This window comes from Pseudomonas fluorescens (assembly GCF_902498065.1).
In the GTDB taxonomy this organism is placed as follows: Bacteria; Pseudomonadota; Gammaproteobacteria; order Pseudomonadales; family Pseudomonadaceae; genus Aquipseudomonas; species Aquipseudomonas fluorescens_BJ.
Genome location: NZ_CABVIR010000001.1, coordinates 999,055 through 1,019,603, shown reverse-complemented (window position 1 = coordinate 1,019,603; position 20,549 = coordinate 999,055). Strand labels below are relative to the sequence as shown.

General features: G+C 59.8%; 15 protein-coding genes. 6 read left to right on the top strand and 9 right to left on the bottom strand.

Translation table 11 applies throughout. The features are described 5' to 3' along the window. The first annotated feature begins 233 nt into the window (after positions 1-233). The 3 genes from F8N43_RS05055 to F8N43_RS05045 are packed head-to-tail and all read left to right on the top strand — an operon-like array spanning position 234 to position 5,709. The gene (locus F8N43_RS05055; protein ID WP_150653312.1) at positions 234-1,478 is read left to right on the top strand and encodes an exonuclease SbcCD subunit D C-terminal domain-containing protein; all 1,245 of its coding nucleotides are present in this window, start codon (positions 234-236) and stop codon (positions 1,476-1,478) included. Next, on the top strand, positions 1,475-5,116 hold the full coding sequence (locus F8N43_RS05050) for an AAA family ATPase (protein ID WP_150653311.1): 3,642 nt from the start codon (positions 1,475-1,477) through the stop codon (positions 5,114-5,116). Before F8N43_RS05055 ends, F8N43_RS05050 begins: the two co-directional genes overlap by 4 nt. Next, positions 5,113-5,709, top strand: a complete 597-nt coding sequence (locus F8N43_RS05045) for a glutathione S-transferase (protein ID WP_150653310.1) — start codon at positions 5,113-5,115, stop codon at positions 5,707-5,709. Before F8N43_RS05050 ends, F8N43_RS05045 begins: the two co-directional genes overlap by 4 nt. Before the next feature lie 58 nt (positions 5,710-5,767). Here F8N43_RS05045 and F8N43_RS05040 read toward each other — a convergent pair whose 3' ends face one another. The 9 genes from F8N43_RS05040 to F8N43_RS05005 form a co-directional block, all read right to left on the bottom strand. Beyond that, positions 5,768-6,025 carry a hypothetical protein gene (locus F8N43_RS05040; RefSeq protein ID WP_150653309.1) on the bottom strand — a complete coding sequence of 86 codons (258 nt, stop codon included), beginning with the start codon at positions 6,023-6,025 and terminating at the stop codon, positions 5,768-5,770. Continuing rightward, positions 6,022-6,234, bottom strand: a complete 213-nt coding sequence (locus tag F8N43_RS05035; RefSeq protein WP_150630591.1) for a hypothetical protein — start codon at positions 6,232-6,234, stop codon at positions 6,022-6,024. The genes F8N43_RS05040 and F8N43_RS05035 overlap by 4 nt, the downstream gene beginning before the upstream one ends. A 115-nt stretch (positions 6,235-6,349) precedes the next feature. Further along, positions 6,350-6,475, bottom strand: a complete 126-nt coding sequence (locus F8N43_RS29690) for a hypothetical protein (RefSeq protein WP_263596734.1) — start codon at positions 6,473-6,475, stop codon at positions 6,350-6,352. 211 nt (positions 6,476-6,686) lie between these two features. Next, on the bottom strand, positions 6,687-6,866 hold the full coding sequence (locus F8N43_RS05030; protein ID WP_031318838.1) for a hypothetical protein: 180 nt from the start codon (positions 6,864-6,866) through the stop codon (positions 6,687-6,689). 155 nt (positions 6,867-7,021) lie between these two features. Further along, positions 7,022-8,191, bottom strand: coding sequence for a lactonase family protein (locus F8N43_RS05025; protein ID WP_150653308.1), 1,170 nt, complete (start codon positions 8,189-8,191; stop codon positions 7,022-7,024). Beyond that, positions 8,184-8,486, bottom strand: coding sequence for a DUF5629 family protein (locus tag F8N43_RS05020; protein ID WP_150653307.1), 303 nt, complete (start codon positions 8,484-8,486; stop codon positions 8,184-8,186). Before F8N43_RS05020 ends, F8N43_RS05025 begins: the two co-directional genes overlap by 8 nt. Positions 8,487-8,686: 200 nt before the next feature. Continuing rightward, positions 8,687-10,267 carry an aldehyde dehydrogenase (NADP(+)) gene (locus F8N43_RS05015; protein ID WP_150639184.1) on the bottom strand — a complete coding sequence of 527 codons (1,581 nt, stop codon included), beginning with the start codon at positions 10,265-10,267 and terminating at the stop codon, positions 8,687-8,689. A 10-nt stretch (positions 10,268-10,277) separates the two neighbouring features. Further along, positions 10,278-11,270: an AraD1 family protein gene (gene araD1, locus F8N43_RS05010; protein ID WP_150630587.1), complete on the bottom strand. Its 993-nt coding sequence runs from the start codon at positions 11,268-11,270 to the stop codon at positions 10,278-10,280. A gap of 153 nt (positions 11,271-11,423) precedes the next feature. Beyond that, complete coding sequence (locus F8N43_RS05005; RefSeq protein WP_150653306.1) at positions 11,424-12,746, bottom strand: MFS transporter; 1,323 nt, start codon at positions 12,744-12,746, stop codon at positions 11,424-11,426. A 193-nt stretch (positions 12,747-12,939) separates the two neighbouring features. Between F8N43_RS05005 and F8N43_RS05000 the strand changes: the two genes are divergently transcribed. The 3 genes from F8N43_RS05000 (at position 12,940) to F8N43_RS04985 (ending at position 20,516) form a co-directional block, all read left to right on the top strand. Continuing rightward, complete coding sequence (locus tag F8N43_RS05000; RefSeq protein WP_150630585.1) at positions 12,940-14,676, top strand: IlvD/Edd family dehydratase; 1,737 nt, start codon at positions 12,940-12,942, stop codon at positions 14,674-14,676. A 208-nt stretch (positions 14,677-14,884) separates the two neighbouring features. Next, the gene (locus F8N43_RS04990; protein WP_084320617.1) at positions 14,885-15,604 is read left to right on the top strand and encodes a FadR/GntR family transcriptional regulator; all 720 of its coding nucleotides are present in this window, start codon (positions 14,885-14,887) and stop codon (positions 15,602-15,604) included. A gap of 214 nt (positions 15,605-15,818) precedes the next feature. Then, positions 15,819-20,516, top strand: coding sequence for a dermonecrotic toxin domain-containing protein (locus F8N43_RS04985; protein ID WP_150653305.1), 4,698 nt, complete (start codon positions 15,819-15,821; stop codon positions 20,514-20,516). Positions 20,517-20,549 lie beyond the last annotated feature (33 nt).

Sequence of the window (20,549 nt, the reverse complement as noted above, 5' to 3'; positions counted from 1 at the left end):
AAGGCCGTCATCGCTGGCAAGCCAGCTCCCACAGGTTCGGGGGTTGCCCAGAAAATGGCATGACACAAACCCTGAGCAGGCTTGCCGGCGAAACGATCCTGATTTTCATACTGGCCTCAGATCTGCCCCCGTGGCGAGGGTAGGTGTACTCACCTCTTTACCCGTAAACTCTCTCCCCTTTCGCCGCTGTCAATTTCCTCGCGGCCACTACCTTATTTCCTACGGAGCTCGCCTTGCGTCTGTTTCACACCTCCGACTGGCACCTTGGGCAGAACCTTCACGGCCAGGAACGCGATTTCGAGCACGGCTGTTTCCTCGAATGGCTGCTGCGTCAGCTAAAGATGGACCAGCCCGATGTGCTGTTGATCGCCGGCGATATCTTCGACACGGTCAATCCACCGGTCAAAGCCCAGGAACGCCTCTATGACTTCATCGTCAGCGCCCACGAACAACAGCCGAAGCTGACGATCGTGATGATCGCCGGCAACCACGATTCCGGTTCGCGCATTGAACTGCCCGCACCGCTGATGCGTCGTTTGCGCACGCATGCGCTGGGTCGGGTGCTGTGGCTGGATGACGGGCAACTCGACGCCGAACGTCTGCTGCTGCCGCTGCCGGACGCCAAAGGCAAAACGGTGGCCTGGTGCCTGGCGCTGCCGTTCCTGCGACCGGCCGAAGTGACCGGCGCGCACCTGGGCGACAACTACCTGCGCGGGATCGGCCAGGTTCACGAATGGCTGATCGAAGCCGCCAATGCCAAACGCAAGAAGGGCCAGGCGCTGATTGCCATCAGCCATGCGCACATGGCCGGCGGTTCAGTATCGGAAGATTCCGAGCGCAGTCTGATCATCGGCAACGCCGAAGCGCTGCCCGCCAGCCTGTTCGGCCCGAGCATCAGCTACGTTGCCCTCGGGCATTTGCACAAGCCGCAGAAGGTCAACGGTGAAGAGCGCATTCGCTACAGCGGCTCGCCGATTCCGTTGTCGTTCTCCGAAATCGGTTATCAGCATCAGATTCTCGACATCCAGCTCGACGGCGAAACCCTGGTCAGTGTCGAACCGAAGCTGATTCCCCGCGCCGTCAACCTGCAACGTATCGGCCCGGCGCCTTTGGCCGACATCCTGCTACAACTGGCCGACCTGCCGAATATCGATTTGCTCGCCGACATTCAGCGTCAGCCGTGGCTGGAAGTGCGGGTGCGCCTCGATGAGCCGCAACCCGACTTGCGCCATCAGGTCGAAACCGCCCTGCAAGGCAAAGCTGTGCGCCTGGTGCGGATCGCCGCGGAGTACGCCGGTAACGGCAGCCGTGACGGGCTCGATGACGGTACGCCCCTGGTTGAACTGGACCAGCTCACACCCCAGGAATTGTTCAGCCGCGCGTGGCTGGACAACTACGGCAGCGAGGTCGACGAGCAAACGCTGAAGGACTTTGCCGAGCTGTTGCAAGACGTGCAGATGGAGAGCGAACAACCATGAAAATTCTCGCGATCCGCCTGAAAAACCTCGCTTCCCTTGCCGGGCCGTTTGAAATCGACTTCACCGCCGAACCCTTGGCCAGTGCCGGTTTGTTCGCGATTACCGGGCCGACCGGAGCCGGAAAAAGCACCCTGCTCGATGCCTTGTGCCTGGCACTGTTCGGCGCCGTGCCTCGACTGAGCAACGCTCAAGTGTCGGCCAAAGCGCCGGATGCCGACGGCGAAATCAGCACCGGCGACCCGCGTACGCTGCTGCGTCGCGGCACGGGCGAAGGCTATGCCGAAGTCGATTTCGTCGGCATCGATGGCCGTCGCTATCGCGCGCGCTGGGAGGCCAATCGCGCTCGGGAGAAGGCCGGTGGCAAGCTGCAAGCCAGCCGTCAGAGCTTGCGTGACATCGATCTGGATCAACTGCTGGCCAGTCAGAAAGTCGAGTTCAAGACCCAGCTCGAATCCGTCCTCGGCCTGAACTTCGAGCAGTTCACCCGTGCCGTGTTGCTGGCTCAGAGCGAGTTCAGTGCGTTCCTCAAGGCCAACGACAACGAACGCAGCGAACTGCTCGAAAAACTCACCGACACCGCGCTCTACACGCGTCTGGGCCGTCGCGCCTTCGACAAGACCAAAGAGGCCCGTGAAGCGCACAAGCTGTTGCAGGATGAGGCCACCGGCGTCACGCCGCTGACGCCCGAAGCCCGTACAGAACTGGATCAGCGCTTCAACGAAGCACAGCAGCAACTCAAGACCCAGCAAGCGCAACTCAAGCAGCTTGAACTGCAGAGCCTCTGGCTGAAAGCGCTGCGCCAATTGCAGGACGAACAGCTCAGCGCCACCGAACAACTGACCAGCGCCCGGCAGGATTGGCAAAGTCTGACCGCTGAACGCTTGAAATTGACCCGCCTGGAGCAACTGGCGCCACAACGGCACCAGTTCGCCCGCCAGTCCGAACTGAGCGCCTTGCTCACGCCGCTGGCCGCGCAGATTCAGCAGCACACGCAGCAGCAACAAGCGCTGCACGAACGCCAGACTGCACTCGAACAGAGCCTGAGCACTGCGCAAACTGCGCTGGTCGAGGCCCAACGCCAACACAGCGCAAACGTGCCGCTGCTGCGTCAGGCCTTCGAAGCGCAAAGCACCCTCGCCCGTTTGAACAAGGACGCAGGGCACAGTGCCGAGCTCAAACAGCACGCGGAGCTGGCCTGTACCCAGGGCCAAGGCACGATTCAAAGCTTGCTTGAGCAGCAAAGACAAGTGGCCGAGCGTCTGCTGCGAATTGCCGGGGAACTGGCGCAAAGCGCTCATCTGGCCCCGCTCAGCGATGCCTGGAGCGCCTACCGCGACCGTCTGCAGCAATTGATGTTGATCGGCAATCGCCTGAACAAGGGTGAAGCTGAACTGCAGGCGCTGGAACAGAGCGCCAGCCGTGCTGCCGCGGAACTGGTTGCGCAAAAGCAGCATCTTGAAGTGCTCTACAAAGAGGCCGGTGCCGAGCCTGAAGCGGTCGCTGAACAGATCCAGTTGCTGGGTAATCTGTTGCAAGACAACCGCAAAAACCTGCGCCACTTTGAAGAGCTGACGCGCCTGTGGGCCAGTCAGCAGGAACTGGACCAGCGCATCGCCGAATTGCAGCGACGTCAAACCGCTGCCCAGCAGGAACGCGATCGCCTGACCCAGGACGGGGTAAAAAGCAAAAACGAGCTGACCGTCGCCGAGCAGACCCTGACAGTCACCCGCGAGTTGCTGGAGCGTCAGCGCCTGGCCCGCAGCGCCAGCGTCGAAGAATTGCGCGAGCAGTTGCAGGACGATCAGCCCTGCCCGGTCTGCGGCAGCCCGGACCATCCTTATCATCAACCGGAAGCCTTGCTGCAAAGCCTCGGTCGTCATGATGAAAGCGAGCAGGCCAACGCGCAGAAAGCGGTGGATTCGCTCAAGGAAAAACTCACCGATCTGCGCACCGAAGTCGGTGGCGTGATCGCCCAGCAAAAAGAACTATTGCAACAGCAGGAACACCTCCTCGCTCAACAACAGAGCCTGGCACCGACCCTCGACACGCACCCGTTGTCTGCGCAATTGCAGGCTCAGGACGCCACCCAACGCGATGCCTGGCTGGCCCAGCAAAACAGCCAGCTGCAACAAAGCATCACGCAGGATGAACAGCGGCAAACCGCCCTGCTCACCCTGCAACAGGATGCTTCGCGCCTTCAGCAACAACTGCGCGGCGCCGAAAACGCAAGCCAGCAAGCGACCCAGCAACTGGCTAACCAACAACGCGAACTGAACAGCGATCGCCAGCGTCTGGACGAAGAGTTGGCTGCGTTCAGCGCCCTGCTCCCTGCCTCTACCCTGCAAGCATTGCGCAACGAACCGGCTGCAACCTTCATGCAACTGGACCGGCAGATCGCCGAGCGCCTGCAACAACTCGAGCAGCAACGCGATGAGCTGGATGAACAGCTGCAACGCCAGCAAACGCTGGAGAAAGAACAGGACCGCCAACTGACACGCGTCCAGCAACAAGAGGCCGCCCAGCAGCAATTCGCTGCGCTCGCCGAACAGCAACAGACTTGCCAGCAGCAGTTGGCTCAACTGCTGGGCCAGCACACCAGCGCCGAACAGTGGCAGCAACAACTGGATCAGGCGGTGGAACAGGCGCGCAATGCCGAAACGGCGGCCCACCAGGAACTGCAAACCGTACGTACGCGCCTGGTAGAACTGGCGGCCGAGCTCAAAGCGATGCAGGAACGCCTGATGGCGCTGGAAACAGAAGACCGCGAACTGAGCGCGAAGATTGCCGACTGGCGCGCCTTGCATCCGGAACTGGATGATGGCGGCCTGGAAGACCTGCTGAGCGTCGACGACCAGCAAGTCAGCGCACTGCGCCAACGGTTGCAGCAAAACGAAAAAGCCATCGAGCAGGCTGAGGTGTTGTTGCAGGAGCGAGAGAAACGCCTGGCCAGTCATCTGGCGCAGGACAACGGTAATCTCGATGCCGGGCAACTGGCCACCGCACTGGCCGATCTGCAAAACCAGTTTGCCTCCAGCGAGCACCGTTGCGCCGAGCTGCGCGCCCGGCAGGCCGAGGACCAGCGCCGGCAAAACGCCAATCAGGCCCTGGCCCAACGAATCGCCGACGCTTACAACGAGTACCAGCGCTGGGCGCGTTTGAACGCATTGATCGGTTCAGCCACCGGCGACACCTTCCGCAAGATCGCCCAGGCCTACAACCTCGACCTGCTGGTGCATCACGCCAACGTGCAGTTGCGGCAACTGGTGCGGCGCTATCGTCTGAAGCGTGGCGGCAGCATGCTCGGCTTGCTGGTGATGGATACCGAAATGGGCGATGAACTGCGTTCGGTCCATTCGTTATCCGGTGGCGAGACATTCCTGGTGTCGTTAGCGCTGGCATTGGGCCTGGCATCGATGGCATCGAGTACGCTGAAAATCGAATCGCTGTTCATTGACGAAGGCTTCGGCAGCCTCGATCCGGAATCCCTGCAACTGGCGATGGACGCCCTCGACGGTTTGCAGGCTCAGGGCCGCAAGGTCGCGGTGATTTCCCACGTCCAGGAAATGCACGAACGGATCCCGGTGCAGATTCAGGTCCACCGCCAGGGCAACGGCCTGAGTACCCTGGAGGTGAAATGACCACGCTTTACTCCTTCCGCCGCTGCCCGTACGCCATGCGGGCGCGGATGGCCCTGCGTTACTCGGACGTTGCCGTGAACATCGTCGAGGTCAGCCTGAAGGCCAAGCCTGCCGAAATGCTCGCGCTGTCGAGCAAAGGCACGGTGCCGGTGCTGAGCGTCGACGGCCAGGTGATTGATGAAAGCCTGGCGATCATGCACTGGGCATTGGCACAGAACGATCCGCAGGATTGGCTGCTAAAGGATGATCCTGCGGGGCGGGCGCAGATCGCCGCACTGATCGAAGAGAACGATCAGGTGTTCAAGGTGCATCTGAATCACTACAAGTATGCCGAGCGTTATCCCGAGCAGCCGATGGAATTTTATCGAGCCGAAGGCGAAGTGTTTTTGCGCCAGCTGGAGGGGTTGCTGGAGGGACGCGACTATTTGCTGGCGGACCATCCGAGTCTGGCGGATGTGGCACTGATGCCGTTTATTCGGCAGTTCGCGCATGTGGATCGTGAGTGGTTTGATCAGACGCGCTACGTGCGGTTGCAGGCTTGGTTGAAACGGTTTTTAGAGTCAGACCTGTTCACATCAATCATGAAGAAGTAACCGGCCTCTGTAGGAACCAGCTTGCTGGCTCTTACAGAGTTGGTGGCGTATTAAGGATTCAGGCCAACACTTCGCACATCTGCAGCACCGAGCAATCGACCTGGAACGGACCGAAGAAATCGCCTTGGCGTTTGATGGGTGGATTACCGGCCAGCAAGCCCATGGCCTTCTCGGTTTCGATGCTGCGAGCGAGGTTGTGATTGGCCTCGATCGACCGCGCTACAGAGCCTGCCGAGGCTTGTCCGATGCCCAACAGGGAAGCGCCATTGGTCATGAACGCCAGGAAGGCGATGACCCAGAGTTTGCCCCCTTTCATGCCCCTGCCACTCCCGCCACGTCTGCGTGATCGATCACGGCGTTTTGAGCGCGGTGTTCGAACTGAATGGCGGGATAAGCGACCTGAATCGGCGCGTCGATCTCGTGTTGCGATTGCGCGGTAATGCTGACAACCAACACCAGCGCCACGTAAAGACCGATGGCCAGGTAGGCGCCGTATTTGGCAGAAGTGAGGATTGCGCTGGCCATGGTGTTCTCCGTGGGCATGTTTCAGTGCCCACAGAATCGATCAAAAAAGCCGTGATAACCACTCAGTGTTATCCATAGTCACCATCAGCTTCGTTGATCATTAAGCCAGTCTATTTCAGCCTTCGATAAAACTCATCATGCGCTCTCGAGCAGCGTCAGGCTCGCCTGGAGCGGGCGGTGCGGCGGATAAAATAGGCGTTGAATAGAGGAACAGGAGTACCACGGCCAGACGCATCGCCATGCTGTCGATCCTTTTTATTAGAGAAGGAGTCAATAAATCAGCGTCAAATTTAAACTCATGGCCATGTGATATCAAGAGCGACATTGATAGCAATGTGATGCTGTCGTAAACGCGTTATGCAGGAGCGACATCACTCAGGCTTTTTCAAAGCTTTTCAGCTTGATCCGCGCAAGTGACTTCGCTCCTGCATAAAGGGTGCAGGGCTGGAACTTCAGGCTTGGGTTTTGTGATCCAGGGCCGCGTAGAAGTTGGCGCTCTGTTGCAGGTATTTCTGGGTATAGCTCTGGGTGTGGGATTTTTTGTCGCTGATTTCAACGTTGGCGCTGGCTGGCAGAGCAACGGTGGCAGAGATGGCGGATGCGGCGATAACAGAGAAGAGATTGAAGTTCATTGCGGTATTCCTCGGATTCAGTTGGCTTGCTTGCCCGGTGGGGCCGTGAAGCAAACTTAACCTTCGAGGTTGGCGCCTTGAAATCTTTTGTAGCATTAGCAGATATCAGCGTCATTAATAGAAGGATGCAGGCCCCATCAAACGGGGCCTGCGGCCTATTGACGCAGCAGGAACTTGAGGTCGCTCGGGGCATCCATCGGCAGTTTCTGCACGGTTTTACCCAGCAGACCGCTCTTGGCATCGCGCTCGACGACGACAATCTGGTTGCTCTTCTGATTGGCGATCAGCACGAACCTGCCACTCGGATCGAGGCTGAACTCGCGCGGGTGATCCCCTTCCACCGAACGGCGTTGCAGCTCTTTGAGGTGGCCGTTCGCGGGGTCGATGGCAAACACCAGCAACTGATTGGCGGTGCCACGGTTGCTGACATAGAGAAACTTGCCATCCTTTGATGCGTGCAACGCTGCGGCGGCTTTGTCCGACGTCGGTTGCCCGGCTGCCAGGTCGACCATCTGCGTTTGTTCAAGCTTGCCGTTGCGGTAATCGAACACCGCGACCTGCGCGCTCATTTCCATGGTCAGCCACGCGTGTTTGCCATCGGCGCTGAACAGCAAGTGCCGCGGCCCGCTGCCGGGCGGCAACTGGACCGACGCGGGCGTCGCCGCGGTCAACGGCAAGTTCGGGTTGGCCTTCGGATCGAAGCGATAGACAAAAATCTTGTCCGCGCCCAAATCATTGGAGAACACAAACTTGCCATCCGGCGAGGACACCGTCGAATGCACATGCGCCGACATCTGCCGCTCGGGGTTGACCCGGCTGGACGGATGACTGCTCATTTGCACCACGCTTTTGAGCGTGCCATCGGCGCCCACCGGCAACACCGCCAGCGTGCCGCCCGGGTCTTCAGCCACTGAATAGTTGCTGACGAACAGGTGGCTGGCATCGCCACTGAGGCTCGAATGGGTCGGTTCGTTGCCCAGGCTTTGGACCTGATTGATCAGGCTCAGTGCGTGGGTTTTGGCGTCGATCGAGTAACTGCTGACGCGCCCGACCGGGTCTTTCTGTCCCGGGCCGTTTTCGTTGACCACGAACAGGTGACGCTGATCCTTCGACAGGGTCAGCCAGGACGGGTTTTCGCTGTTGACCACTTGCGACGGTTTGGCGTCGATCAGCCCTGTGCCGCTGTCGAAATTCAGGCGATAAAGGCCTTGGCTTTGCCCTGCGGTGTAGGAGCCCACGAACAATTGATAGTTGTCGGCGCAGGCGGCCTGAACACCCAGTACGCCAATGCTGCCGGCGATCAACAGCGGCCAGAGGTTACGCATCCCCTTGCTCGTCGTCTTCGTCTTCGTTGTCGCCGCTGACGCCGTCGCCAAGGCAGACCAGGCGGTGTTCGCCGCCGTTGTCCCTGATCAGCCAGCTCTGCAAAGTCGGGTCGAAGGTTGCCGCTTGAATCTGCGCGGGGGTGAATTCCCAATGCAGCGCATTTCTACCATCGATGCATTCGATATGCAGATTGTCATCCTCATCGAGGGCGAATTCGAAGGCATGCAACCCGTCGATTTCCACCATTCCGCAGTGTTCGAGGGCGTTGAGCAGGGTGTCGGTTGGGGCAGTCATGGCAGTCAATCTTTGAAGGGGAAAGACGCAATGATAGCTCAATGAGAGAGCGATCCAGTGCCGGTCACAAAATGCGTGTACACCCCTAACAACTGTGGGAGCGAGCCTGCTCGCGATGGCGGTGTACCAGTCAAAGAATTGTCGACTGACACTCCACCATCGCGAGCAGGTTCGCTCCCACAGGGGGCTGCGTTTAGTTTTTAGATTGCGTCGCGCGAAGGTTGTCCATCCACCAACCGCTGAATGCGCAGCGGATTGCCATTCTTCAACGCCTCCGGCAGCAAGTTGTCGGGATAGTTCTGGAAGCACACTGGCCGCAGGAATCGATCAATCGCCAGCGTCCCCACCGACGTGCCACGCGCATCGGACGTGGCCGGGTACGGCCCGCCATGGACCATCGAATCGCAGACTTCCACCCCGGTCGGATAGCCGTTCAGCAGGATCCGCCCGACCTTTTGCTCGAGCAAGGCCGTCAACTCACCGAATTGCTCGAAGTCGGCCGGTTCACCAATGACGGTCGCCGTCAGTTGCCCGTGCAGGCCATTTAAAGCAGCGCTGAGTTGCGCCTGATCCGCCACTTCGACAAACACGGTGGTCGGGCCGAAGACTTCTTCCTGCAGCACGTCATCACCGTCGAGCAACAAACTGACATCGGCCTTGAACAGCTGCGGCTGCGCCTGATGGCCTTGCTGCGGGCTGCCGGCCAGATGCTCGATGCCGGGATGCGCGAGGAGTTTTTGCAGGCCTTGGCCATAACTGCTCAAGGTCCCGGCATTGAGCATCGTTTGCGCGGGCTGATCGTTGATCAACCCCGCCACCTGCTGCACAAACGCACTGAACTGCGCGGAGCGAATGCCGATCACCAGACCGGGGTTGGTGCAGAACTGGCCGCAGCCTTGCACCACTGACGCGGTCAGATCGCGGGCCACGCTTTCAGCGCGAACGGCCAGGGCCTGGGGCAAGACGATCACCGGGTTGATGCTCGACATCTCGGCAAACACCGGGATCGGTTGTGGGCGCGCCGCCGCCATGTCGCACAACGCGCGGCCGCCCTTGAGCGAACCGGTGAAACCGACTGCCTGGATCGCCGGGTGCTTGACCAGCGCTTCGCCGACCCCGCCACCGTAGATCATGTTGAACACACCGGCCGGCATACCGGTTTTTTCTGCGGCGCGGATAATGGCGTCGGCCACGAGCTCGGCCGTGGCCATGTGACCGCTGTGCGCCTTGAATACCACTGGGCATCCGGCAGCCAAGGCTGACGCGGTGTCGCCGCCGGCGGTGGAAAACGCCAACGGGAAGTTACTGGCCCCAAACACGGCGACCGGGCCGAGGCCGATGCGGTACTGGCGCAGGTCGGGACGTGGCAGCGGCTTGCGCTCTGGCAGGGCCTGATCGATCCGTGCACCGTAGAAATCACCGCGCCGCAGCACCTTGGCGAACAAGCGCATCTGGCCGCTGGTGCGACCACGCTCGCCTTGAATACGGGCGGCGGGCAACGCGGTTTCCCGGCAGACCAGGGCGACGAAATCATCGCCCAGCGCATCCAGCTCATCGGCAATCGCATCGAGAAATTGCGCGCGACGCTCGGCACTCAGGCTGCGGTAGGCCGGGTAAGCAGCAGCGGCTGCCTTCGCGGCGGCATCGACTTCTTCCGGCGTGGCCTGGAAGAAATCGTGAGGCAATACTTCGCCGGTGCTGGCATCAACGCTGTTGACGATGATAGTACCGACAGCGCTGCGCTGGCCGCCGATGTAGTTGTGACCGAGTAGCTGGGTCATGGGTTGCTCCTTAAAGAATGCCGATGGTGCCGGGTTCGAAGGCCGCTGCGACCGGCGCGATGCCGTTGATCAACGGCGCACCGAACTCGGCCTGACTGATCTCGAACACGTCACCCGGTTGGGTGCGAATGCCGTCGGCAAAGGACAGGGTCGCGGTGCCAAAGAAATGAATGTGCACGTCGCCCGGACGCAGGAACTGGCTGTATTTGAAATGGTGGTATTCGAGGTTTTCCAGGCTGTGGCACATGTTGGCCTCGCCGCTGAGAAACTCGTTCTGCCACAGCACTTCGCCGTCGCGCAAAATGCGGCTGGTGCCCGCCAGATGTTGAGGCAACTCACCCACCCGAAGTTCCGGCCCATAACTGCAACTGCGCAGTTTGGAGTGCGCCAGATAGAGGTAGTTCTTGCGCTCCATGACGTGATCGGAAAACTCGTTGCCCACCGCATAACCGAGGCGATACGGCTTGCCGTCGTGGCCGATGACGTATAGACCGCTGAGTTCCGGCTCTTCACCCGCATCTTCGGCAAACGGCGGCAGCGGGAACGGTTTACCCGGACGCACGACGATGCTGCCGTCACCCTTATAGAACCATTCCGGTTGCACACCGGCCTGCCCCGCTGCCGGTTTGCCGCCCTCCACGCCCCATTTGAAGATGCGCATCGTGTCCGTCATCGCCGCTTCATCACCGGCCTGCTGATGCATCTTGTCCCGCGCCGAAGCACTGCCCAAATGAGTCAGGCCGGTGCCACTGACGAGCATGTGCGCCGGGTCCGGATGGTCCAGCGGTGGCAGGATGCGCAGCTGGGTCAGCAGCTCTGCATACTCGTGGCTGATGCCCAGGCCCAGGGCATTCACCTGTTGCTCAAGACTGACGCCCGCCTCGATCGCCGCCAACGCAAGATCGCGCACCGTGCGCGCGTCCTGCACTTCGCGTACCAGACTGCCCTCGACCACGCCAACCCGGCGCTCGCCGTTAATCAATTCGAATTGAACCAAACGCATGGATTTTCTCCTGTTTATTGAGAACACCACGGCCCCTGTGGGAGCGGGCTTGCCCGCGATAGCGATCTGTCTGACACATCGTTGGTGCATGTGCCGCCGTCATCGCGGGCAAGCCCGCTCCTACAAGATCTGCGGTGATTACCTTCTTTCCTGTCAGGTGCGGGTCGCGCCACGCGCGCTGGCGGCAAACTGGTCGGCGGGCAACACATGCTTGCGCTCCAGCACGCGGTAGACCACGCCCGTCAAAATCAACCCGAACACCATCACTCCCGAAAGGAAATACAGCCCCGAAGCCAGGTTCCCGGTGTATTCCTTCAGCGCGCCAATCACGAACGGACCGATGTAACCACCCAGGTTGCCCACCGAGTTGATCAGCGCGATCCCCGCCGCAGCACTGGCGCCGGCGAAGAAACGACCCGGTAACGTCCAGAACACCGCGGTGCAGGAAAACAGCGCGAAAGCCACCAGGCACAGCGCCGCCAGTTGCAGCACCGGCACCGTCAGCCAGGCACTGAGAAACAGGCCGATGGCACCCAACACATACAACACCGCCAGATGGCCGTAGCGATCATTCAAACGGTCGGAACTGCGCGGGATGATCAACAGACCGATGATCCCGAAGATGTACGGCACCGACGACACGAAGCCCGTCACCAGGTCAGTGCCACCGAACTGCTTGATCAGCGTCGGCAACCACAGGCCCAGGCCATAAATGCTCAAGGTCACTGGCAGATAAAACAGCGCCAGCAGCAACACGCGTTTGTCCTTGAGCGCATGCAACGGATTGCCGTGACGGGTCTGGCCGTACTCTTCAAGGTCCTTCTTCAACTCGCCGGCCAGCCAGTCTTTGTCGGGCTGATCCATCCATTTCACCTGTTGCGGACCATCCGGCAGCCAACGCAGCACCGGCCAGGTCAGCAGGATCGCCGGGGAACCGATGACGATGAACAGCCACTGCCAGCCGTGCAATCCAAGGATGCCGTCCATGCCGAGCAGGCCGCCGGACACCGGGCCGGTGATCAGCATGGCGATCGGTTGGGACAGGATGAACAGCCCGAGAATCTTGCCGCGATGGCGAACCGGGAACCACTGCGTGATGTAGTACAGAACGCCCGGGAAGAACCCGGCTTCGGCGGCGCCGAGCAGAAAGCGCATCACATAGAAGCTGTGCGGCCCCTGAACGAAGGCCATGCCGATGGTGATGGCGCCCCAGGTGACCATGATCCGCGCAAACCAGCGCCGCGCGCCGAAGCGTTCGAGCATCAGGTTGCTGGGGATTTCCAACAGGAAGTAGCCAATGAAGAACAGCCCGGCACCGAGGCCGTACGCCGCGTCGCCAATACCGATGTCGGCACCCATGTGCAGCTTGGCGAAGCCGACGGCGGAGCGATCCACATAGGCGATCAGGTACAGCAGGATCAGGAAGGGAATCAGTTTCAGCGTGATGCGACGAATAAGCCGCAGTTCCTGGCTCATGAGATCGGTCTCCGATTGTTGTTGTTATAGAACCTCGGGGGACGCCTCTCGCCAAAAAATGCCAGGGCCTTCCCTCCGTTGAATCGGACTATATAGTAATACTATTTGAGCAACAACACTTCCAAACAGGCGAAATTGAGCTTATGCTAACCCTCAGCTCGAACAATATAGTCATACAATAAGAGAATCGATCATGTCTGATAAGAAACCCACCCTGCGCTCCGCCCAATGGTTTGGCACGGCCGACAAGAACGGCTTCATGTACCGCAGCTGGATGAAGAATCAGGGCATCGCCGACCACCAGTTCCACGGCAAACCGATCATCGGCATCTGCAACACCTGGTCGGAACTGACCCCCTGCAACGCGCATTTCCGCCAGATCGCCGACCACGTCAAACGTGGCGTGATCGAGGCTGGCGGTTTCCCGGTGGAATTTCCGGTGTTTTCCAACGGTGAATCGAACCTGCGTCCGACCGCCATGTTCACCCGCAACCTGACGAGCATGGACGTCGAAGAAGCCATTCGCGGTAACCCGATTGACGGCGTGGTGCTGCTGACCGGCTGCGACAAAACCACCCCGGCGCTGTTGATGGGCGCGGCCAGTTGCGATGTGCCGGCCATCGTCGTCACCGGTGGGCCGATGCTCAATGGCAAGCACAAGGGCCAGGACATTGGCTCGGGCACCGTGGTCTGGCAGCTCAGTGAACAAGTGAAAGCGGGCACCATTACCCTCGATGACTTCCTCGCGGCCGAAGGTGGCATGTCCCGCTCCGCCGGCACCTGTAACACCATGGGCACGGCCTCGACCATGGCTTGCATGGCCGAAGCGCTCGGCACTTCCCTGCCCCACAACGCGGCGATTCCAGCGGTCGATGCGCGTCGCTATGTGTTGGCGCACATGTCCGGCATGCGTGCGGTAGAAATGGTTCGCGAAGACTTGAAGCTGTCGAAAATCCTCACTAAAGAGGCCTTCGAAAACGCCATTCGAGTCAACGCGGCCATCGGTGGTTCGACCAATGCCGTGATTCACTTGAAAGCCATCGCTGGCCGCATCGGCGTGGACCTCGAGCTGGACGACTGGACCCGCATCGGTCGCGGCATGCCGACCATCGTCGACCTGCAACCGTCCGGGCGCTTCCTGATGGAAGAGTTCTACTACGCCGGCGGTTTGCCTGCGGTGCTGCGCCGCCTCGGTGAAGCCAATCTGATTCCGCATCCGAACGCCCTCACCGTCAATGGCAAGACGTTGGGCGAGAACACCAAGGACTCGCCGATTTACGGTCAGGACGAAGTGATCCGTACCCTCGACAACCCGATCCGCGCCGACGGTGGTATTTGCGTATTGCGCGGCAACCTGGCGCCACTGGGTGCCGTACTCAAACCGTCCGCCGCCAGCGCAGAACTGATGCAGCATCGCGGACGCGCCGTGGTGTTCGAGAACTTCGACATGTACAAGGCGCGAATCAACGATCCGGAACTGGACGTGGATGCCAACTCGATTCTGGTCATGAAAAACTGTGGGCCGAAGGGTTACCCAGGCATGGCCGAAGTCGGCAACATGGGCTTGCCGGCCAAACTGCTGGCCCAAGGCGTGACGGACATGGTGCGCATTTCCGATGCGCGCATGAGCGGCACCGCGTACGGCACGGTGGTGTTGCATGTGGCACCGGAAGCGGCAGCCGGCGGGCCTTTGGCAGCGGTGAAGGAAGGCGACTGGATCGAACTCGATTGCGCCAACGGGCGCTTGCACCTGGACATTCCGGACGCCGAACTGGCGGCGCGCATGGCCGATCTGCAACCGCCGCAGCAGATGATCCTCGGTGGATACCGCCAGCTGTACATCGACCATGTGCTGCAGGCTGATCAAGGGTGCGACTTTGACTTCCTGGTCGGTTGCCGCGGGGCCGAAGTCCCCCGCCACTCTCACTAACCTCGCAAAACCCTGTGGGAGCGGGCTTGCCCGCGATTGCGGTGGATCAGTCGCCTTCAATGGTGAATGTGATGGACCCATCGCGGGCAAGCCCGCTCCCACATTTTGATCTTCATTGGACGCAGGACCGTGCTTGCTCGGGCGACCGTCCTCGCCGCGCCTGCTATCATGCGCGGCACCTCCATCGCACAGGATCGCGCCGTTCCCCATGGATTACCGCAAACCCTCCGACCGCAAAAGCATGCACTCGCGCATCGTCCAGGAACTGGGCATGCAGATCGTTTCCGGACGCTTCAAACCGGACGACAAGCTGCCCGCAGAAGCCCTGTTGTGCGAGGAATACGCGGTCAGCCGGCCGGTGCTGCGCGAAGCCACGCGTGTATTGGTCGCCAAAGGCCTGGTGTATTCCCGTCCGCGGGTCGGCACGGTGGTCAAGCAGCGCAAGGAATGGCACATGCTCGACCCGGATGTGCTGCACTGGCTGATGCAAAGCAGCCCGCAGAATCAGTTCTTCGATCTGCTGACCAGTGTGCGCAGCATCATCGAACCGGCTGCCGCAGCCCTCGCCGCGCAGTTCGCCACCGACGCGGACATCGCCTCCATCGGTGAAGCCTACCAACGCATGGAAGCCGCGCCGACCCCCGAAGCGCTGTTGCAACCGGACCTGGATTTCCACAGCCGCATCGCCGACGCAACGCACAACGATTTGCTAGCGAACCTGTGCAACATGCTGTCGGTAGCAATTGCCGAAGCGTTGAAGCATTCCAACCAGCGGCCGAACCTGCATGAATTGGCCTTGCCACGGCACAAGGCGATTCTCACGGCGATCGAAAATCGCGATGCGCTGGGTGCACGGCATGCGACGCTGGTGCAGCTGGATGATGCGCGCAGTGCGTTGAATGTGGTGCTGGGCACCGATCCTTCGTAAACCAACGCGATCCCTTGCAGGAGCCGGCCTCTACAAAGGGTTGTGTGAATCTTCAGATGTAAAAAAGCCGCAACCCTGAGGTTGCGGCTTTTTCGTTTCCGGCCTGAAAACCTTCCTTGCCCCATCGAATCGAACAATGTGCGGTAACCCGCTACCGCACATCCCTTTCGATTAGGTTTTACGTTGAGCAACCACTCATGCAAAGGATTGCATCATGCCCACACCTGCATCACCGCCCGCCACCGCGAGCAACACAGACATCATCGCGCGGGCGGTTCACAACCGATTCAACACCCGACCGACATTGCGCTCGCAAACCGCCCGCATGCTCAAGGACGGCATTCTGGAAAAATACCCGCAACTGGCGTTCGACCCTGACCTGACCAAAGTCGCCCAACCGACCCCGGAGGGAGGCTGGCGGCTCACGCCGCTTATCGATTTGGTGCTTGAGTCTCTCGCCAGCGGTACATTCCCGGATTTTAGCGAGCAATTCGGTCGCATCTGCTTTTTGACCAACCGTGCCCCTGCACGACTCGCCGTCAACAGCACCTCATCGCGGCGGCCTGAGCTGCAAGTGATCGCGGATGTCATCCGCGAGTTACCCGACATTCTCTACATCGGCGCTCAGGAATCATTGAAGGACTGCTGGAACGAAAAAGACCAGACCGGCGTCAGCCGCTGGCAATGGCTGGGGGATCTGCTCGCCGGCGTGCTGAAAACGTCCGCGACGCGTCTCGCGGAGACTAATGCGTCCCAGGCCGAGATTCTCCTGGAGTTGGCGCGCCAACCCGACAACCGTGAACGCCTTCAGCGACCCTGGGTCAAAGGTGCTATTGAAGCCTGTACGCTTCAAATCACGCTGAGCAGAGGTGAAGTGACGATCACGCTGCAGACGTCGGATATCCTGGTGATTTACGGTGATACCCATTTGTTGTGCAGCGTGACCGGCGACATCGAGTCGTTCCCGTCCAAGCAAGCCTTCGGTGCTGCATGGAATGCGCGGTTGCAGCAAGACTTCACGGCCGATTCCATCACCTGGAAACGTTTTGCACCGGACGGCAACATTTTTGATACCCAGGCAGCCCTGCTGCTGAACCAGCAACTGCAAGACCTGGAATCGCTGAAACTGCCCGCACGCCAGAGCCTGGCGGAACTTGAAAAACGTTTTGATGCAATCACCGATGTGGCTGCACGGTTTATCGGCAGCGACCACCACCCGATGCACCTTCAATCCCTGCAGGCGTCGATGCCCGAGTGGTTGCAGGGTGCGGGCGGCAGTGATCGCATGGCGTGGCGCAAATACACGTTATCGATGGCCAGCGCCAAACAACAGACACAGGGACGTTCGTTGCGCGACGGCGTCGTTGACCTTCGCACGTTCACCAGAAATGCACTGCATGAGCAAATGCTCAAAGACCAGCCCCTGGCCCCCGGCTACAAGTCCGATGAGCTGGAACTGACCTTTCATGTGCCCGTTGGCGACTTGGGCAGTGGCTACCTCGAACCAGTCCAGATGTCGCTGACCGATCTTGCGATCAAAAATCTCGCCGGCAAACCCAAAGGCCGGATGACCATCCGCCACACCGCAAACCAACTGATTCAAGACTGGACCACCGAGGCTTATTTACTGGAGCTGGTGAATCGAGTCGATGTCGGAAAACATTACCCCGAGTACTTAGAAGCGCAACTGCTTGGCGATAGTCCCGAGGCCAAGGAACGCCAGCGACTGTTCGGTCTTGAACTTAGCGTAGGTATGCCGCTGCGCGCCCTGGAACATTCGATCAAGGGTGAACACGGCTTCACTTTCCCGGGCTATCGATATGTCGATGCATTGTTCCAGCCGTTGGCTGCCGAGCGCGTCGTCGAGGAGCAGTCGATTGTCATCAGGCCTTTGGCATTTCAACGCAAGGCTGGCGCCACCTGTGATGTCGTCAGCAACATGTTCATCATCGAGCCCAAAGACCTGACGGCGGGCGGCCCGCATATTCTTTACCGACCGCTGTACCCGGATCCCCTGCACCAATACCCCAGCCGTCAGGACTTGCTGAGCGCCATTGCGCAAACCGGCCCTTTGCAAACCAGTGTGCTGACCTGGCTGCCGGATCGCGCACGGCCGATCTACGACAACAACGGGTTCACCGAACCCCACATTGTTCACTTTCATGCCGGCGACGAATTCTCACCACCGGATAAGCCGAAACCCGCGATTCTCGCAGGCGACGAAGCGGTCGGTGACTGGCTCACCGCGCTGGAAGAAGGTCGATTGCTGGCCAGTCTGTTCGTCAGCAATGCACGTGCACTGATTGATCTGGCAGACCGGCAATCGGTGTCGAATGCCGAGAGCCGTTGGGCGATCATCCTCGAGGGTGGCTGGCTGGTATTCAACAACGTGATTCTGCCGCTGTTACGCGGCCCCGCCATGGTCGTGGGCTGGATGCAGCAAATCGCCCACAGCCTGATCAACGATCTTCCCGCACTGGACAGTGATGACCCAAAGGCGCGGAACCAGGCATGGGTCGACGTGCTGTTGAACATTGGCCTGGTGGTTCTACATGTGGCCCGAGAGCAAGGTGCCCCGGCACTTTCCGACAGCACGGTGGCGGAAATTCAGGGCCCCCTCGCCTCCCCGCGCCGTCCTTCACAGACATTCTCATGGCCCACCGAACCGACCATCACCGAGGACTCCCCGGGCCTGCCTTCCGAACCGCCGGGCAGTGGCAATACCCTGCTCGACTTCAACCTGTCGAGCGCTCGCGATTCGGCATCGGCCCGGTTGTTCAACACGTTGCGGGAACTCCAGGTGCCATGGCCGACACCTCTGCCAGCGCCCATTACAACCGGCACCTTCAAAGGCTTGTACCGGATTGGCAACACCTGGCACGCCACCGTCGCCGGGCTGCTGTTTCGCGTCAGTATCGTGCCCGGCTTCGGCGAAGTGTATTTGATTCACCCGGAACACCCGGATCATCCCGGCATCAAGCTCAAGACCGATGGCAATGGCCACTGGACCCTGGATCAGGGGTTGAAGCTGCTCGGCGGCGGGCGCAATGCGCGAATCAATGCCCAGCGAGAAATGACGCAACAACGCATCAGCCTGCTGCAACTCAATCGTCAGGAGTTCGTGGATCAACAAACGCGGGTGCAGAAGCGTGTCGACATCGCTGAGAACCTGATGCAGCTGAAAAAAAACGATCCTGCCAGCACCGAGCTCGATCGCGCCACGTATAGGCAACGCTTCGTTGATGAGCTGGACAAACAGACCGAAACCTACGCCACGCTATTGGCCGAGATCAGGGAATTGAGCGAATTGACCAAATCCGATCCCGATCCCCTGCAATTGTGCAACCTGTCAGAAAACCTCATCAACAACGCTCGCAAACGGGTCGTCATCCTTGACTGGGAGCGCGAAGCTATCGATAGCGAATACACGGACTTGAAAGACGGGATCAGGCATCTGCATGAAGCGATAATTCGCGAGGGCGACGTGGTACTGGATCGCTACTTTGAGTTCATGCGCAAAACCGCCGAAATCAACGAAACCATGATCAAGCTTTTTGAACAGGTAGACGGTCGGCTGCTGGAACTCAAGCAGATCCCTCGCCTGGGCATGGAGTACTGGAAGCGACTGACCGGCAACAGGCCCGAGAATGAAATGACGGCACTGCGAATCAAGAGCTATCAATTAAGCGTCTTGCGCCTGCTCAGCCTCAAGGCCCTCGGAAGCAATACCATGGGTGCGCTCGAACGCACCCTCAGCCCCCTGCTGTTGCTGTCTCGGTCCCATGCCGAACTGCAAACGGACCACACCTACATCAATAGCGATCGAATCGCCGTTCTGGATAACCTCGTCGATCAGTACAACAAGGCACAGGATGGTCTGGAAGCGATAGGCATTTTCAGTACCGATGAGCTGCAAGCACACCCTTTCAATCGACTGCGCGAACTCATTGATCAGCTGCGTGTGGATGCCGAGCGACGTCTGGCGCAAGCGCTTCAACTGCAGCCACAACCGGAGGAACCGCCCGCGTCAGCATCCGGCTCCAGGCCGCCGGTGAAACGTCCTGATTCACGGCCCAGCCGCAAGCGGGTTATCAACACCGCCAAGGGCGCGTTTATCGGCGATCTTCGCCAACGAGTGGCCAACCAGGGAGGAGACATTGTCGACATCAACGACCCTTTCGAGGAAAAGCCACTGGCCTCGTTTCATGAACACGAGCCCAACGTCTGGGTAGAAGTTGTCGATGTCAGGCCCGTAACACCCAAGGCTCCACGCCCCTATCAGCAGGTCAAGGGCGATGCTCGCAAAGCCTTGGCCGATACCGATAAACACGTGCAAAAGATCGAGGGTTACGCGCAACGCGCCAGTTCTCCCAAGGAAATCGAAGAGCAACTGCAGCGCGAGGCACAAAAACTGATCGGGTACGCCGATAGCCTGGAACATCACGAAAGCCCGCCGGCCAACCGGGCTCCCGACGTTTCGCTGATCCACGGCCTGCGGGACAAGGCGCGCAACCTTTACACCCAGGCGAGTGACCTTCGTACTCGCATGACCCTCGCCCGGCCGCCCACTAGCGAGGGTGTGGAGTTCCTGCTGCGCAACAATGCGATTTTTGCGCGAATCATCGGCCAGCGGGTTCAGCTCAAAACCGGACGCAAGGATTTCATGCAGGAGTACGTCTTGTTGAATAAAGAAAATCAACCCTGGTGGTACGCACATTTTCACTACGCCAACGCAGAGGACGCCAAGGCTGACTACAGCCAGGCGCATCTGAAAACCAGGGAGCAACGTTTCGAAACCTACGAATCGGCCATGGCCAAGGCAAAAGATCCGAAGCAACAAATCGCCATTCATCATGGAATCATCAGCAAGGAACTGGCCAGCAGCGATTTCTTGCCGCTGCTACCGCGCTGAGCTGTTCAATCGCCCATAAAAAAGCCGCAACCC